The following is a 17,269-nucleotide window of genomic DNA, read 5'->3' as shown; positions in this document are numbered from 1 at the left end:
TAGGTGTTATGGACGCGGAACATGTCTAAGAAGCTTCGCGGGAAGTAGGAACTAACCATGAGCTTGAGGCGATCGAGAACTTGTCAGCAATCGCTGAACTTCCCATGAAGCTTTCCTCAGAACACGCGCCCGGCTCTGATCGGCCAACAAAGAGATCTGAGCTTCCACGCTGCTGGGGAAGTTCCATAGCCCTTCCCCGGCGATGATTTGGAATCCATGCAAAGTCCGTAACGGTATGAGGATGCCGTCTGCTTCAAGTAACTCGATGAGGCGCCGATACACAATGGCACTCATGGACGAGTCCATATGGCCAACAAGGGCCAAGCCGTGTCCCGCCAATGCTCGTACAACCGAATCGCTGTCTCGGGACAACTGAAGCAATAGGACTTGTCCCCACTCGGGCTCATCAAATTCTCGAGCAACGAAAGGCAGGGTAGCGCATGCCGCCTTTCGGCTACTTGCCGAGCCGCCGCCTGCCATCTCAGTTACAGCACCGACGGCTTCGTCACGGCTCAACACCTTCAAATGAGCTCCAAGTCGAATCGCTTCCGGGAAATAGGGAAGTTGTTCGGAAGAAAAGGGTGAATCCTCGTGAGGGGAGTCGGCTATGCTGCGCCAGTTGGAGCGTAGTCTTCGAAGCGTAGGCTTTGGAAACTGGCTGTATGAAGCGCTCAGACGATCCAGTGCCGCCTTTTTGTAGTAACCGTCTACGGCTGGATCGATAAGGAGATCCGTCACGGCGTCCCGAAGTCTTGACTCATTGAATTTATCAGCCAGTATCAGCGATAAGAGGCCCAGATCATGCCCTCCAAAAGACATACTGCCGCTGCCAGCCTGATTCCGTATCTCGAGGAGTCCGTCTAAACAGGCCTTGATAGCCCGCTCCTTATCGATGTCTGAGAGTGCGGCATCATCTGGGTGATAGTTCGCGAGCTGTACTGCCAGGTAGTAGTCGGATAGTGCCCCGTAGGCACGCGTGCTTGTTGCGGGTAGGCCAATACAAGAGGCTTGTGCCGCCAAATTCCTGGCGCCCTCCTGATCAGCGTTTTGTCGTGCCCAAACTCTCCAGTCCTCCTGAACTTCCGCTGACACCGCATTCCAGTTGAGCTCTTCTACTAGGCCTTGGAACGTGTCTTCTAGTATGCGGAGGCTCGAGCTTTCTTGCAGGTAGCGGAGTGCTTCGGAAGCAACACGATCGTCAGCATCGCTGTCGGGTAGGAGCCTTGAAACTGCAGTCCACGCCGATCTTTCATCGCGAAAGCTACGTGCTGACGTTTCTGATGGAGTCTGCAGGTAGCTGAATACGCCTTCAAGGGCCGCATTTAGCTCCGATGGTTCCATGAAGTTGGCGGCCGCGGATATAACCATGAGGTCTGTCTGACCGACACGGCGGGGAAATGAAGATCTTTGCCGAACGACGGTTGCATCGCCCTGTAAAGCTCGGGTGGGGCCCTGGGATTGAATCATGTGGATTGCCCCTTCTAGCGACTCTCTGTCGCCGGCAATCCGCAAAAGGCGAAGACCGTCTTGGATAGCGCTGGCGTCCGTGGGCTCGGTGAGAATCCGAAGGCGTCCTAGCGCGGCGCGGCAATTGCTTATCTCGTAGAGGTTTGCCGACAGCTCGGCAGCGAGGAGGCTCTCCCATCCTTCTCGAAGGACGGGGTCACCCGACGCCCATAAGGTCTTCTTCGTGCCATTGCCTGTCGCGTTCTGGAAGTGCTGTTTCAAGAACTGGCTGTCACGTGAGGCGGCATGAGCCTTTATTCGCGTATCTGACCATGGAGCGCGCGCCTTGACCACTTCGATCCACGTGTCACCTTCGAAACTCTCCATACTAGAAGTGAGCATTCGTTCGTGGACCCGAGTAGCTTCGAATGCATCCTTCTGAACCCTGGCCGAATCCCAGCTCACACCGTTGGACACGGGAAATCTGTCCCAGCGACCCCGCGCATGGTCCAGTTCACGGAGCTCAGCCAGGATATGCCGCGCTTCTGTGCGGCCGGACGTTTCGTATTCGCGGAGTGCCAATTGGATTAGCAAAACTCGAAGGACCAGAAGTTTGCTTGGAGAAATTTCTTCGGTTTCCCGAATATCTGCTCGCAGCACCTCTGCTAGGGCACGGAGCCTGGCTACGGCCACTTCAGGCTCGTCCATTTCCACCTGAGCCACTGTGGCGAAAAGCGCAGCAGCAATACGGGCTCCAATGGGAATCTCCGTGTTATCGACGATGTCCCATAATTTGGAAGCACCTTCGAACATTGAAGTCTCGTTTACCGACAGCCACGCAGCATCCACTAGCGCTAAGATCCATTCCGGCGACCCCGGGCTTAGTAGGTCTCGGTAACGGTTAAGATCGTTTCCCCGTAGCTGAACCACCAATGCCAGCAGTCCCGGGCCCTCAACAGCCTCCTGCGAAAAGTTAGGATGCGGGGACATCGCCCAAGGGACAATAACGCTCGATACCCATGATGAATCCGTCATATTCCTCTCGCATCCCAGAATGCTAGATTTTGGTTTTGTGCCTTGTACTGCATATCAAGCTCCGGAGATTCAGGGGACACCATGCCGCGCTCCATTAGAGATTGTGAAAGTAGCATTTCAGTCTCTGAGCTGAGCAAATCTGTCGTGTAGGCCCGGATAGTATGGCGCTGCCTGCCGACATTGTATAGAGTCTCATTCGATAAGACCTGTAGGTGCCTTTCGTTTACTTTAGGGTATGTCTTATCGCATGCCACTAGAACTATTCGCGAATTTGCATCAGGAGGATTGGTGACAATCGCAGCCTCTATCGCTCCGTCCCTCCTAATATTTTTATGCCATTGAGCCTCGTATGCAAAGAAGTGTATATGAGGTTCGTAAGGAGAATCCTGATTGAACTCCTTAATGGGTGTGGCGGAGGAGTTCATCGTAAGAATAGCGCGGCGCCAGCTGGCTTCCCATAACACATCCATAGTTAGGAGTGGCACCCAACGAACAATTAAGGTGGTTGTCTGTTTACCTTCAGTCATTCTTGCTGCCCTCCGGTTGAGCAGTGAGGGTGGCCGACTTCCGATCCAAGAAGATGCGGACCTTGCCTCGATCAGACGGACTGCCGCATTCAGCTGAATCGACCTCAATGTGGAGGAGGGAGGAGTCATCCCGAAGGTTTTCGGGCGATACCCAGCCAGAAAAAGCCCTCTTTATTCTTGGACATTCTGGTATGGCGGTTATGGATTCAGGCAGGAGGACGCTTATCCGAGTGTCCGGTTCGGGAAAATAGGTATCAAGAGGGATAACAAAAAGAGCCCCCGTGGCCGCGATTGCCCCTGCCGCCGAGCCGCATAGCGTCCGGCATTTTATACTGTCAATTACTGCTTTTGTGAATTCTTCTCTTGAGCCAGTTCCGTGTGATTTCGAATACAGAGAGGCTTGAAGGTAAAAGCAGCCGCTGATCACGAAAAAAATGAGGGAAATGTATCCGCTGACCTGTGCTGATGGAGAAAGTGAATCGCGTATGGGTGAAAAGACCAGTCCGGCAATTAGCGCCCCGGCGGCTGTCACCACAAGTGTGGTCGCTGAGCGGGCTCTGTCTCTATAGCGCTCCGCTGGTGAAGCAGCGGGCTCTTGTGCATTACCTGGTTCCGACCCCATCTAGCCATCATAAGGTAGGTCGTCGACGATCTTACTCCCGACGGAGCGTGCGGCAGCGCCGTTCTTGAGGCGGCGCAGCATCAACGAAAATGTCAAGAGGGGCCACACGGCGCTCAGAAAGTCCATCGTCCGATGCTTCATTGACGAAGGGTCCGACTAATTCCTAGCTCGACGAACATCTCAAACCCGTCGGCCTTCAACGATGTGAAGGGGGCATGATGAAGTGCTCTTAGGTGAGAGGTCCGGCGCGTAAACGACAGTGAAAAGCCTTTTGTGCTCAATATCGTCTGCCCGCAAATTAAAGGGCGAGATTGCGCCAATGTGACAAAGATCTTGCAGCTTCCACAACGACGAATTCATTTGTTTCTTAGTAGTTATGGTCGGTCGAAGACTTTCTTTGGTGTCAGAATATGATCGGCCAAGTACTCCAATTTTTCTGGGACGGTGTAGAATCTGAATGCTTTGTTGTGGCAGTGTGGGCCGTTCAGGGCTATTCCACGTTCAATCATTGTGTTCCGGTATACCGGAAGTGAACGGACGAGAGGGCATCAACCAGTGTCAGATCCAGTCTCGCCGCGTAGCCTTCGGATTTATCTTTTCGTGGAACCAGGATGGCGGTGATTGCGATCAGAAGCCGGATGGAGAAAAAGTATCGGCCTGGTCATAGGTAGCTCTTGACCGTTGCCCGGAGCGCCTCCGTGTGCTCGTAGATCTCCTCGAGGGAGTTGATGGGCACCCGGGTCTCTTCCTTGCTGTCGTTGAAGATGCCGATGTACTTCTGAGTCCGGTTGAAATGCAGGCGGGCAATTGGCTTGCGATTGTTATCGTCCAAAAGAACTGCGAAGTAGGACTTAGCGTCGCGCTGTGCTATGCGAACAGGCTTTACCTCGCTGCAGACAATCGCGCGCACGATCTGGTAGCCCTCGATCTCTTCTAGTGTCGTCTCCAATTCATCAGCTTCGGCCAGGTCGGCTTCGGCCACTGGAGCGCTGGTGACGCTGGCCGCAACTGCGGCTTCCTCGTTCTGGGGGAAGCCCGGGTTGCCGAGGGCCTTCTTCAGGCGCTCGTTCACCTGGTCATTCAGAAACTGCTTCGATGCCTTGGCCACCAGGGCGGAGAACTGTTCCCGCACCTTCTGGGTGTATGGGCCGGAATACACGCGTCCCGTCAGGAACTTGACCCATTCGTCTTCGGGCTCTTTGAACTGCGCGGCCAGGGTCCGCTTCAGCTCTCCTATGTACTTCAGCTCGCCGGCCGCACTGATGATCGAATCAAGATCAAAAACATCCTTGGATAGCTTCTGCAGTTCGGGGATAAGCATTTGATCGATGTCATTCAAATCGAGCACGAGGAATGGCTTTGCGTCCATGCGGTTCGGGGCATCAAGGTCCGTGAAGAATTGATACACCTCCCCGTTGGTGAGGATCGCGATGCGAGCGTTGGTTACGGCGAAGTACCGGAAGAGCTGCGATGCATGCTCGATTTTCACGGGCTCACTGGACTTCTTACACTCGATCAGGATCTGGACTTCGCCGTCCTTGACGATGGCATAGTCGATCTTTTCGCCCTTCTTGAGCCCCACGTCTGCGATGAATTCCGGAACGACTTCCATCGGATTGAAGACGTCGTAGCCAAGAATCGTCGAAATGAACGGCATCACGAACGCGTTTTTCGTCGCCTCTTCTGTCTGAATTACGCCGCGCTGCTGGCGCACCTTTGCTGCCAACGCTGAAAGCTTCTCTGCGAACTCCATTTGTCCCCCTACAAGTACCGTCAATGCTGCACAACGCAGTGCAGCAAAGATCCAAGCTGATGAAGCAACAAACTACATGTGATTGTCCTGAATCACACTCATCTGCCTGGCAGGTATGACTCCATGTCGAAAAGAGGGCATAACCATCCTCGTGGTTGTGCAACCGCTACAGCTGCCAAACGTAGGCTCCCAGGCTGCCGCCGTCGTCGTCGGCCTGCCGCTGACCCAAGCGAACACGGCGCCAGGGATCTCACCCACCCCCGTCGTAGCACACTGACATACGAAGCAATGTTTCGGCGTGTCGCCCGTAACCTGTTTAGATGCCTCGTTTTGCGCTTGATATTGAGTCCGTGCCCCGTCCTGCCCGTGCGCAGGAGCTCCTGGACGCCGTGAACCACCGGGTGGTCATTGCCGACGGCGCGATGGGCACCATGCTGCAGGGCCGGGATCTGTCGCTCGAGAAGGACTTCCTAGGCCTCGAAGGCTGCAACGAGATCCTCAATGACACGCGCCCGGATGTCCTCGCTGACATCCATGACGCCTACTTCGCCACTGGCATCGACGCCGTGGAAACCAACACCTTCGGCGCCAACTGGTCCAACCTCTCCGACTACGGCATCGACGACCGCATCGCCGAGCTCGCCCTCAAGGGCGCAAAGATCGCCCGCGACCGCGCAGAAGCGGCAGAGCAAACAGACGGCCGCATGCGCTGGGTCCTCGGTTCGATGGGCCCGGGCACCAAGCTCCCCAGCCTCGGCCACACCAGCTACGACTACCTCAAGCAGACGTTTGCGCTGCAGGCAGAGGGCCTCATCGACGGAGGAGCGGACGCCTTCCTCATCGAAACCAGTCAGGACCTCCTGCAGACCAAAGCCGCAGTCAACGGCTGCAAACACGCCATCGTCACCCGCGGCATCCGGCTCCCCATCTTCGTTGAGGTGACGGTCGAAACCACCGGAACCATGCTCATGGGCTCCGAAATCGGCGCCGCGCTCACCGCGCTCGAACCGCTCGGCGTCGACGCCATCGGCCTGAACTGCGCCACCGGCCCGGACGAGATGAGCGAGCACCTCCGCCACCTCTCCAAGCAGTCCTCCGTGGCCATCGCTTGCATGCCCAACGCCGGCCTCCCGGTGCTTGGCGCCAACGGCGCGCACTACCCGCTCTCACCCACAGAACTCGCCACCGCCCACGAGCAGTTTGTGCGGGAGTTCGGCCTGGGCCTGGTGGGCGGCTGCTGCGGTACGACGCCGGAACACATGGCCGCCGTCGTCGAACGCCTTGCGCCCTTCCGCAACAAAGCCTTGGTCGCCATCGGGGACGGCAAGACACAGCCAACCCGCGTCCCCACCGAGCGGGAAGCCGGCGTCGCCTCCCTCTACCAGCACGTGAACTTCGACCAGGATGCCTCCTACCTCGCCATCGGTGAACGCACCAACGCGAACGGTTCGAAGGCGTTCCGCCAGGCGATGCTCGAAGAGCGCTGGGACGACTGCGTCGATATCGCCCGCGAGCAGATCCGCGTCGGCGCGCACCTGCTCGACGTCTGCATTGACTACGTGGGGCGCGACGGCGTGGCCGACATGAAGGAGATCGTCTCCCGTTTCGCGTCGGCCTCCACGCTCCCTCTGGTCATGGACTCCACCGAACCCGCCGTGCTGCAGGCCGGCCTGGAACACATCGGCGGGCGCCCGGTGGTCAACTCCGTCAACTACGAGGACGGCGACGGCCCGGACAGCCGCTTCGCCCGCATCATGCCGCTCGTGAAGGAACACGGCACCGCCGTGATCGCCCTGACCATCAACGAAGAGGGCCAGGCACGCACCACCGAGGGCAAGGTGGCCATTGCCTCGCGCCTCGTCGACGCCCTGGTGGGCGAATGGGGGATGCGCGTCGAGGACATCATCGTCGACTGCCTTACATTCCCCGTCGCCACCGGCCAGGAAGAGACCCGCCGGGACGGCATCGAAACCATCGAGGCCATCCGCCAGATCACCGCCAAGTACCCCGGCATCAACACCACGCTCGGCGTCTCCAACGTGTCCTTCGGCCTGAACCCGGCAGCGCGCGTCGTCCTGAACTCCGTGTTCCTGCACGAGGCCGTGCAGGCCGGCCTGACCAGTGGCATCATCGACGCCGCGAAGATCGTGCCGCTCGCCTCACTGCCGGAGGAACAGCGGAAAGTTGCCTTGGACCTCGTCTGGGACCGCCGCGAATACGACGCCGACGGCAACACCACCTACGATCCTCTCGCCATCATGCTGGACATGTTCGCCGGCGTCGACACCGCAGCGCTCAAGGACCAGCGCGCCGCCGAACTCGCGGCGCTGCCCACGGGCGCGCGGTTGGAGCGGCGCATTATCGACGGCGAAGGCAAGGGCCTCGAAGCGGACCTCGACCTGGCCCGCAGCGAGGGCATGACCCCGCTCGGCATCATCAACGACCACCTGCTCGAGGGCATGAAGGTAGTGGGCGAGCGCTTCGGTGCCGGCGAGATGCAGCTGCCGTTCGTGCTGCAGTCCGCCGAGGTGATGAAGAACGCCGTCGCCCTGCTCGAGCCGCACATGGAGAAGTCGGACTCCTCCGGCAAGGGCACCATGGTGATCGCCACCGTGCGCGGCGACGTGCACGATATCGGCAAGAACCTGGTAGACATCATCCTCACCAACAACGGCTACAAAGTGATCAACATCGGCATTAAGCAGGGGATCGCCGAGATCATGGCCGCAGCTGAGGAGCACAACGCCGACGTGATCGGCATGTCCGGCCTGCTGGTGAAGTCCACCGTGGTGATGAAGGAAAACCTCGCGGAGCTGCAGTCCCGTGGCTTTGCGAAGAAGTGGCCGGTGATCCTCGGCGGGGCGGCCCTGACCCGCGCCTACGTGGAGCAGGACCTGGCGGAGCAGTTTGACGGCGTGGTCAGGTACGCCAAGGACGCCTTCGAGGGCCTTGCCCTCATGGAACCGCTGGTGCGCGTCGCCCGCGGCGAGTCACCGGACGACGTCGGCCTTCCGCCTTTGAAGAAGCGCATCCACAAGGGAGGTGCCAAGTTCACGGTGACGGAGCCGGAGGCAATGCCGGGCCGGTCCGACGTCGCCACCGACAACCCCGTGCCCGCGCCGCCGTTCTGGGGCACCCGCATTGTGCGCGGTGTCTCGCTCCACGACTACTCGGCGTTCCTCGATGAGCGTGCCACGTTCATGGGGCAGTGGGGCCTCAAGCCCGGCCGCGGCGAGGACGGCGCCTCCTATGAAGAACTGGTGGAACGCGAAGGCCGGCCGCGCCTGCGGTACTGGCTGGACCGCATCCTCGGCGAGGGCATGCTGGACGCGTCCGTCGCCTACGGCTACTTCCCCGTGGTCTCCGAGGGGGAGCAGGTGGTGGTGCTGCACCACGATACAGATCCCGACGGCGTCCTCGGCACCGCGGGCCTGCTCGCCCCGGACGGTGGTTCAGGCGGTCCGATCGGCACTGACCGGCTGCGCTTCAACTTCCCGCGCCAGCGCCGCGACCGGCACCTGTGCCTGGCTGACTTTGTGAAGTCCCGCGAGTCGGGGCAGATTGACGTGCTGCCGGTGCAGCTGGTCACCGCCGGCTCGAAGATCGAAGAGTTCACCTCCAAGATGTTCGCCGCCAACCAGTACCGCGACTACTACGAGCTCAACGGCCTGGTCATGCAGCTCACCGAGGCGCTGGCGGAGTTCTGGCATGCCCGCATCCGCAAGGAGCTGGGTTTCGCGGCCGAGGAGCCGAAGGACACGGCTGGGTATTTCAAGCTCGACTACCGCGGTGCCCGGTTCTCGCTCGGCTACCCCGCGTGCCCGGACATGGAGGACCGCCGCAAGGTGACGGAGCTGCTGAAGCCAGAGCGGATGGGCGTGGTCCTGAGCGATGAGCTGATGCTGCACCCCGAGCAGTCCACCGACGCGTTTGTGTTCCACCACCTGGAGGCGAAGTACTTTAAGGTGTGAGCTGGGTGTGGTCCCGGCCTTAGGGCTGATGCCGGGTGGCCGGTGCGGCCACTGTCAGCGGACGCCGAGGTCGCTGTCAACATACGAACCGGGGCGATTTTCAGTGCCATGCTGGCAATTGCAGCCACCATCCAGCTGCAGCCGAACGGTCACCGGACTCGATGCTTCGAGCCGGATGTCAACATGCTCCTTCCCGTTGCTGCTAAGGCGGAGAATTGATTCTTGGTCGGTGCGATGGGCCATGTTTTTACCTTTGCTGATGCAGGGAGAGTGGATGCGCGCCGGTGGCGCGGGGCCGGGAAGGCCCAGAGACCGTGAGGCTTGCACCAGGTGGTGTTTGCGTCGCAATCTCCGGGGCCCACCAGCTGCGGTTCTATGCCTTGACGTATCCGTTCGGATTCAGCACGAACTTCGTTGCCGAACCGGCGTCGAATTCGGCGTAGCCGCGCGGTGCATCCTCAAGCGGGATCGCTGTGGCGTTTACGGCCTTGGCGATCTGGACCTTGTCGTGCAGGATCGCCATCATCAGCTGCCGGTTGTACGACATGACGGGGCACTGGCCGGTGGTGAAGGACAGGGACTTCGCCCATCCGGTGCCCAGGGACAGGGACAGGGAGCCGTGCTTTGCGGCCTCGTCGATTCCACCCGGGTCGCCGGTGACATACAGGCCGGGAATGCCAAGGGCCCCGCCTGCAGCGGTGATGTCCATGAGGGAGTTCAGCACGGTGGCGGGGGCCTCGTGGGAGGCGTCCTTGCCGTGACCGCGGGCCTCGAACCCTACGGCGTCCACGCCGCAATCCACTTCGGGGACGCCGAGGATTTGCTCGATCTGGTCTTTCGGATCGCCGTTGGAGACGTTCACCGTTTCGCAGCCGAAGGAGCGGGCCTGAGCCAGGCGGTCTTCGTTCATGTCGCCGACAATCACGACGGCTGCACCGAGCAGCTGCGCGCCGACGGCGGCCGCGAGGCCCACAGGTCCTGCACCGGCAATGTAGACGGTGGATCCGACGCCCACTCCGGCAGTGACGGCGCCGTGGAAGCCGGTGGGGAAGATATCGGAAAGCATGGTCAGGTCCATGATCTTTTCCAGGGCCTGGTCGCGGTCCGGGAACCTGAGCAGGTTCCAGTCAGCATAGGGGACCAGCACGTATTCGGCTTGGCCGCCCACCCATCCGCCCATATCCACATAACCATAGGCGCTGCCCGGGCGGTCAGGGTTGACGTTCAGGCAGATGCCCGTCTTGCGCTCCTTGCAGTTCCGGCAACGGCCGCAGGAGATATTGAAAGGTACAGAGACAATGTCTCCCACCTTGATGAACTCCACGTCTGGACCGACCTCCACCACTTCGCCGGTGATTTCATGGCCAAGGACGAGGTCCTTAGGGGCCGTGGTCCGGCCCCTAACCATGTGCTGGTCCGAGCCGCAGATATTGGTGGTCACCGTGCGCAGGATCGCGCCGTGGGGCACTTTTCGGCCCACATTGGCGCGATTAACGCCGGGCCCATCTTTGAGCTCGAACGTCGGGTAGTCGGTGTTGATGATTTCCACGACACCGGGTTCTTTGTAGGCAACGGCTCTGTTTCCTGACATGGACACTCCTTTTGCTAGGGATTTGGTGCCAGGCCTTCCGTTCGGATGGCCCTGCACTGGTCCGGCAAAGTTGCAGGCGCTGCCCCGTGGCCCGAAAGCGGTGCTTCGATGGGGATACCTCCCCAGGTTTTAGGCCACCGAAGCACCCTTCACGGACACGGGACAGCTCTTCCTTCGCGAGGGCGAAGGCTGTCAGTGGGATGCCGTGTCCAGTGGAACAGCATCCCGATGCTGCCTGCCCGGCGCTTAATCGGACAAGTATGAATCTGAAGGTTCGAAGAGCTTGTAATGAGATTAGGGTCACAAGAGCTGCAACAAAAGCGCAAGATTTTGAAGATAACCATGCGGAATAGATGCATGTTTGAAGGAGAAAGACATCAGCGGGATCGGCATCGGCCTCGTAGGACACTGGCCGCTCGACCCCACAGGACCGCTATGCTTTGCCGGCCATCGAGGTTGTGCGACAAGTGTTTTGAATTCTGATTCCATCGCCCGACACGTTTCAAACGCCTTGGGGCGTGAGGTGGACTACGAGGGCGCCTTGGACCTGGCCATACAAGGCGATCCCGTAGCGAGACGAGTCGTCGACGACGCCGGACGCGGCTTAGGCAGGCTCATCGCAGCCATCTGCAACCTGACAATGCCACAGCGCATTATCATCGCCGGAGAAGGAGTTCGGCTTGCAGCAGTAGCCCGCCCCGCCCTCGACGCGGGCATTGCCTTGGACCGCGACCCCCGAGCCACCACCCCTCCCATCGTGCTGGCATCGAAGGATAACGTGCAATGGTGCCGCGGGGCGGCCGTCCTCGCAATACAGGCGTTCGTGCACGGGATCCTGCCAGAAATATCGACTCTGGCCAAGCACCAATCGAAAAGCGCCGGAATCCCATCAGTATCCTGACCAGGGATGACCTTGGGGAGGCTTGGCTTCTCTGTGCTGAGGACTGCCAGTAAAGCTGCCTTTAGTGGACGCACCGCAGGTTTCCTCCGCATATTTTGAAAGGCCGATAATGGATCTTTCGTGAAGCATCCCCGAAGTCGCAGGCCATCCCAGCATTGAGGTTCGCGAGTAGCGCCTCGAGTGTCGCGCAGCGTGCGGGTTGACTTCCTAGCGGTCTCCTCAGGCCCCGAGTTGCACCGGTCCCTGGCCTTGTCGGAGTGGGCCTGCGCGGCGTGCCCGCCAGTGCTTCCGCCCGCGCTGGAGACCTGGCGCCGGGCTCAAATGCACGCATCCGCAAGAAGCTGGGCTTAGCGACCGGGGAGCGGAAGAACACTGCAGGCTATTTCAAGCTCGACTACCACGGTGCGCGGTTCTCGCTCGGCTACCCTGCGCGCCCGGACATGGAGGACCGCCGCAAGGTGACGGAGCTGCCGAAGCCCGAGCCGATGATTAGAAACTCATCTTGCGTTCTGATCGGTACCGGCCGGTACTGCGAGATGTCCTTGGCGCAGATTAGCGAGAATCTGATCGGTGAGTGCTTCGATGCCGCCTTCGGATGTCACGGTCATTCCGGCTTCAGCTGTTTCGAGGGCCTCGAGTGTCTCCAGCTGTGAGGTGAGAAGGGATACCGGCATGAAGTGTCCTGGACGCTGGACCAACCGGTCCTTCAGTACCGAAGGGTCGACCTTCAAGAGGATGAACCTGGTGGAAGGAGCGGCCGCGCGGATAGCGTCACGGTAGGCGCGTTTGAGGGCCGAACAGGCAACCACGATCCCATGGGGGTGTTCGGCCGCGAGTTCTGCGCCGACCAGGCGAAGCCAGGGCCACCTGTCTTCATCAGTGAGCGGTACGCCAGCTGTCATTTTTTCGACGTTCGGCAAGGGGTGCAGGTGGTCGGCATCCTTGAAGGTGGCGCCGAGCCGGGCTGCCAGGGCGGTGCCCAGTGCTGTTTTGCCTGCGCCTGATACGCCCATGATGACGATGGGGCTGTGCACTACAGCGCTCCCTGTTGCGCTGTTCCTGCGGGAATCGGAACCATCCGGGTCACTTCGACAGGCTTTTCGAGCAGGCCTTCGAGGGAGGCGTTCAGGCGTTTGACCGGTTCACCTTGACCGTGGGCGTCGAGCAGCGCAGCTGATTCCCATTTCTCGATCATGAGAATCTGGTTGTTTGGGGCTTCGTGGATCGCGTAGAGCAGGCAGCCGGGTTCCTGGTGTACTTCGCTGATTGCGGGGGAGAGGGCGGCGACGACCAGGTCGAAGGCGCCTTCCTTCGGGCTGAAAGCAGCGGTGACGACGATGGTCATGGTGAGGTTCTCCTTGCTTTATGGTGCCCTTGAGGGGCGTGGGAGGGTTCCTGGGGACGCGGCGCGGACCGACGGCTGAAGTCTGTCGGTCCGCGACGGACATCCGCAGGGTGTTCTTCAGGCTTAGCTGCGAGCGGTGAGGCTTTCCTCGAGGGCAAGGGCCTCGGTTTCGCGACGCAGTTCGAGGGCCTGGGCGAGCGAGTCGTCCATGATGACGTCGTCCCAGCGGACGATCCCGCCCTTGGCGACGTCATTGCGCAGTTCCACGTGGTGGGCCAGCGCGACCGGCAGCGCACCGGTAGTGACGGAGTGCGTCGCGGAAACGAGTTGGCCCCAGACGGTGTATCCGCCTTCGCCGTCAAGGAATTCACCGGCTTTGAGGTCTTTCTTGGCGGTGGCGACAACGTCGCCGAAGAACCCGATGGGTGAACCCGTGGGGATCCCGCGCAGGACGGCGTTGGCGATGGATACGTTCAGTTCCAGGCCGACGTAGTGGTAGGGGCGGTATAGTGCCGCGTACTGGCCGGTGGGGTCCGGGTGCCAGGGGTATTCGTTGAAGCAGCCGGAGACGTAGGCGTTCGTTGCCTTCACGACGACGAAAACGCCTTCCTGCGTGTTGTGGGGGATCCAGGTGCCGTCGCGCTTGACACTGGACATGACGTCGACGGTGCCTTCGTGTGCCAGGGCTCCTCCGACGTCGGCGGGCCGGCAAATTGAGGCAATTTCCTCAACGTCTCCCGGCGTGAACGTCAGCCCGGTGTCAGAGGGAACCAGTCCTGCCCCGTTGGCGACGGCAGCCATCTCGATGGCGGCCTTGGTGCCGTCACGGAAGGAGGTGTGCATGTTGGGGTTCAGCTGCCCGGAGTCGGTGAGTTCCTTGGAGAATTCCCAGTTTTCCCAGACATTGTCAGGGTTCATCTCGTGGTAGTGCTCAAGGAATTTGGCGCCTTTGCCGGCGCACACGACGTCGAACCCGCTGGTGCGGGCCCAATCGACAAGTTCCATGATGAGGGCCGGCTGGTCGCCGTACGCCATCGAGTAGACAACACCGGCTGCTTCTGCCCGCTTGGCAAGAGCGGGCCCTGCCAACGCGTCGGCTTCAACCGTGACCATGATGATGTGCTTTTTCGTTTCAATGGCACGCAGAGCGTGCTTGACACCAACGATGGGGTTGCCGGTGGCTTCCACGATGATGTCGATATCGACGTCGAAAAGCTCGTCAGCGTTGGCCACAATCGCGGTTGAGCGGTCCCTCAGAGCGGTTGCTATGTCGGAGGCGATCTGGTCTTTGGGCCACCCAACGAGTTCGAAGGCACCTTCAGCGCGCTTGACGTTGATGTCTGCGATGGCGACGACGTGGATGCCCGGAATGTTGTTTGCCTGGGCCAGGTACATCGTTCCGTAGCGCCCCGCGCCGATCAGGCCGACTCGGATGGGCTTTCCGTCGGCCTCACGCTGGGACAGGAGATGGTGCAGATTCATGGTTGCCTTTCAAGGGAGACGGCGCTGTTCCGGAAGGGATGCGGGCGGGTCTGGGATTGACCGCAGCTTTTGGGGCTCTACTTCTTGACCTTGCGGCGTGCCGCCGTTGGTAGTGAGGCTCGAGACCAAGCGGGAACGAGCTAAGGTAAAATAAGTGGAACCGGTACACTTTTATGTCATAGGGCAAGGCCCAAGGTCAAGCCCTAGGCTGAAAAAGGTTCCAGATGTCCAGGAAGTGCTACGCAAGGAGTAGGCGTGCAGAAACAACCGACCATCCGCGATGTTGCCCAGGCAGCCGGGGTGTCCGTTGCGGTGGTCTCCCGGGTGCTAAACCCGGGGTCAGGTCCAGTTGCCGCAGCTACCCGCGGCCGAGTAAACGAGGTGATGAAGAGCCTCGGGTACCACCCCCGCACGGCAGCCAGGGAGCTCAAGTATGGCCCGCCTACAACACTGGGGCTGCTGCTCGCAGATGTCTCCAACCCCTTTTTCGCCCGACTCGCCGACCAAGTGGTGCAGGAGGCTCACTCGCGCGGAATCCAGGTGCTGCTGATGACCACGCAGGAGGATGACCAGCTGGAGTCAGAACGTCTGGCGACGCTTATCGAACGCAGGGTCAGTGGGATTATCGCGACCCCGACCGGCAACAACCTGGCAATCTGGAAGCAGCTCCAGGATCTGGGAACTGACGTGGTTTTTGTCGACCGATCAATTCCTTCGCTCCCTGAAGTTGATGTGGTGAGCATCGACAACTTTGAATCCGCCCGGTCCGCCACAGCGCTCCTTGCCGCCCACGGGCACCGCCGGATCGGAATCATCTCCGGGCCGGCTTCCTCCACCACCGGAACGGAGCGGATTGCCGGCTATCGGCAAGCCCTGGAAACAGCCGGCCTGGAGCAAGATGAGCTCCTTATACGGCACGCCGCGTTCCGCGGGCCGGCGGGAGGAGATGCCGCCTCGGCGTTGCTCGGCCTCGAAGAGCCGCCCACAGCTTTGGTAGTGGCAAATACCGCCCAGGTAACGCAAGTTTTGCGGCGCCTCTCCCACGCCGGAATCGACATCCCAGGGACGCTATCCGTCATCGTCTTCGAAGATTCACCTTGGACCGAACTCGTGACCCCGCCCCTGACAATCGTCAGGCAGCCAATAGATCTGCTCGCCCGGCACTCCGTGCAGCTCGCTTTGTCCAACACGCAGGGCAAGACGTCGGGAAAACCCCACGTCATACGCGTAGCCGCCGAACTAGTGGAACGGTCAAGCGTCGCCCGGCTCCAGTTCTCGAAGTAATTCAAGCTGGCATTCGCGCCTCAATGTTTACAGCCGTCCCGGGCTGTGGTAAAAAAGTGTACCGGTTCCACTTCGGGATGATTCACGGCGGAAAGACAGCAAACGACAGCACCGCCGCGTCTGCAAGGCACTGGGCAAGCGGGATGAGAAAGCAGTAAGAGCAGCTGGTCTCACCCATAGCCACCTAGCCCAGGACGCTTTAACCACCGCCATAAGGCATCAGTACCCCTGTCCGTAAAGGCCAGGAACCAGCAAGTATTCAAAGGAGAATCAGATGCCAAAACGCATCCTTGCCACCGTAGCTGTGGCCGTTGCACTCACCGTTACTACTGCCCTCACAGGTTGCGGCGGGGGCGCCGCCGGCGGCGCCGGCGGGGCCAGCACCACCGTCCGCCTCGGCCTCGGCGACCCTGCAACCTCTTCCATGGGCGTCAGCGCAAAGCACTTCGCCGACAAGGTTGCCGAGCTGAGCGACGGCAAGGTCAAGGTCGAGACATTCCCCGACGGCACCCTTTTTGGCGGAGACCAGAACGCCGCCGTCAACTTGCTTGGAAACGGCACGCTGGACTCCACCATTATGTCCACCTCGGTGTACGCGTCCTTCGAGCCGAAGATGAATGCCGTCAGCCTTCCCTACCTCTTCAAGGACTCGGAGGAGGTCACCAAGTACTTTGAGGGCGAGCCGGGCAAGGAACTGCTGGGCTCACTGGACAAGCTGGGCATTAAGGGCGTGTCCATGCTGACCCGTACTCCGCGGCACACCACCAACTCGGTGCGTCCCATCACCCAGCCCGAGGACTTCAAGGACCTGAAGCTCCGCGTACCGCAGAATGACCTCTGGGTTAAGTTCTTTGGCTCGCTGGGCGCCAACCCGACGCCGATGGACTTCAAAGAGGTTTACACCGCCTTGCAGCTGGGGACTATCGATGGCCAGGAAAACCCTTTGGAAGTTCCAGTCAACAACAAGTTCTTTGAAGTCCAGGATTACCTCTCCCTGACGGGCCACATCTCCGACGGCCTCGTCCTCGGGTTCAGCAAGAAGAAGTGGGACTCCTTTGATGAGGACACCCGGAAGGTCCTGCAGGAAGCGGCAGACCTGACCGCTGACTTCAAGACAAAGTACGACAACGACGAAGCCGCCAAAACCCTCGACAAGCTGAAGGGCGAAGGCGTGAAGATCAACGAGCTGACGCCCGAAGCTAGGGCAAAGTTCCAGGCGGCAGCGCAGAAGGTCTACCCCGAGCTTGAGGGCAAGGTGGGCAAGGAATTCGTCCAGTCAAGCCTTGAATTCCTTGGACGGTAAGGTGGCGGG

Annotated in this window: 11 protein-coding genes and 1 pseudogene; 5 read left to right on the top strand and 7 right to left on the bottom strand. The window is 60.2% G+C overall.

Annotated elements, in window-relative coordinates; translation table 11 throughout:
• Window positions 1–51 precede the first annotated feature (51 nt).
• The 3 genes from Q9R30_RS02990 to Q9R30_RS02980 all read right to left on the bottom strand — a co-directional run bounded on the left by Q9R30_RS02990 (window position 52) and on the right by Q9R30_RS02980 (window position 5,383).
• Window positions 52–2,295, bottom strand: a complete 2,244-nt coding sequence (locus tag Q9R30_RS02990) for a hypothetical protein (RefSeq protein WP_311216725.1) — start codon at window positions 2,293–2,295, stop codon at window positions 52–54.
• 182 nt (window positions 2,296–2,477) lie between these two features.
• Window positions 2,478–3,008, bottom strand: coding sequence for a hypothetical protein (locus Q9R30_RS02985; RefSeq protein WP_311216724.1), 531 nt, complete (start codon window positions 3,006–3,008; stop codon window positions 2,478–2,480).
• Between the two features lie 1,283 nt (window positions 3,009–4,291).
• Window positions 4,292–5,383 (bottom strand): type I restriction endonuclease, encoded by a 1,092-nt coding sequence (locus Q9R30_RS02980; RefSeq protein WP_311216723.1) that lies wholly within the window; start codon window positions 5,381–5,383, stop codon window positions 4,292–4,294.
• Window positions 5,384–5,703: 320 nt separating this feature from the next.
• Here Q9R30_RS02980 and metH point away from each other — a divergent pair, with 320 nt between their 5' ends.
• Entirely contained in the window at window positions 5,704–9,354 is a 3,651-nt protein-coding gene (gene metH / locus Q9R30_RS02975; protein ID WP_311216722.1) for a methionine synthase, read from the top strand.
• A 373-nt stretch (window positions 9,355–9,727) separates the two neighbouring features.
• On the opposite strand, the gene fdhA is transcribed toward metH, so the two are convergent.
• Window positions 9,728–10,945 carry a formaldehyde dehydrogenase, glutathione-independent gene (gene fdhA / locus Q9R30_RS02970; RefSeq protein ID WP_104999162.1) on the bottom strand — a complete coding sequence of 406 codons (1,218 nt, stop codon included), beginning with the start codon at window positions 10,943–10,945 and terminating at the stop codon, window positions 9,728–9,730.
• Between the two features lie 361 nt (window positions 10,946–11,306).
• Here fdhA and Q9R30_RS02965 point away from each other — a divergent pair, with 361 nt between their 5' ends.
• A complete protein-coding gene (locus tag Q9R30_RS02965) occupies window positions 11,307–11,846 on the top strand; it encodes an ROK family protein (RefSeq protein WP_311216721.1) in 540 nt (179 codons plus the stop codon).
• Between the two features lie 305 nt (window positions 11,847–12,151).
• A pseudogene (locus Q9R30_RS19330) lies at window positions 12,152–12,334 on the top strand (vitamin B12 dependent-methionine synthase activation domain-containing protein); the annotation flags it as partial.
• A 9-nt stretch (window positions 12,335–12,343) separates the two neighbouring features.
• Here the strand turns inward: Q9R30_RS19330 and Q9R30_RS02960 are convergent.
• From Q9R30_RS02960 to Q9R30_RS02950, 3 genes are all read right to left on the bottom strand, one after another.
• Window positions 12,344–12,880, bottom strand: coding sequence for a gluconokinase (locus Q9R30_RS02960; RefSeq protein ID WP_311216720.1), 537 nt, complete (start codon window positions 12,878–12,880; stop codon window positions 12,344–12,346).
• The gene (locus tag Q9R30_RS02955; RefSeq protein WP_311216719.1) at window positions 12,880–13,191 is read right to left on the bottom strand and encodes a putative quinol monooxygenase; all 312 of its coding nucleotides are present in this window, start codon (window positions 13,189–13,191) and stop codon (window positions 12,880–12,882) included. The genes Q9R30_RS02960 and Q9R30_RS02955 overlap by 1 nt, the downstream gene beginning before the upstream one ends.
• Before the next feature lie 123 nt (window positions 13,192–13,314).
• Window positions 13,315–14,673, bottom strand: a complete 1,359-nt coding sequence (locus tag Q9R30_RS02950; protein WP_311216718.1) for a Gfo/Idh/MocA family oxidoreductase — start codon at window positions 14,671–14,673, stop codon at window positions 13,315–13,317.
• Window positions 14,674–14,928: 255 nt separating this feature from the next.
• Here Q9R30_RS02950 and Q9R30_RS02945 point away from each other — a divergent pair, with 255 nt between their 5' ends.
• Both Q9R30_RS02945 and Q9R30_RS02940 read left to right on the top strand, forming a co-directional pair.
• Window positions 14,929–15,957 (top strand): LacI family DNA-binding transcriptional regulator, encoded by a 1,029-nt coding sequence (locus Q9R30_RS02945; protein ID WP_104999157.1) that lies wholly within the window; start codon window positions 14,929–14,931, stop codon window positions 15,955–15,957.
• A gap of 274 nt (window positions 15,958–16,231) precedes the next feature.
• Complete coding sequence (locus Q9R30_RS02940; protein ID WP_104999156.1) at window positions 16,232–17,260, top strand: DctP family TRAP transporter solute-binding subunit; 1,029 nt, start codon at window positions 16,232–16,234, stop codon at window positions 17,258–17,260.
• Window positions 17,261–17,269 lie beyond the last annotated feature (9 nt).

Source organism: Arthrobacter sp. AB6 (assembly GCF_031844545.1).
In the GTDB taxonomy this organism is placed as follows: domain Bacteria; phylum Actinomycetota; class Actinomycetes; order Actinomycetales; family Micrococcaceae; genus Arthrobacter.
The sequence above is the reverse complement of the archived record's forward strand: the minus strand, read 5'-3'. Positions and strand labels throughout refer to the sequence as shown.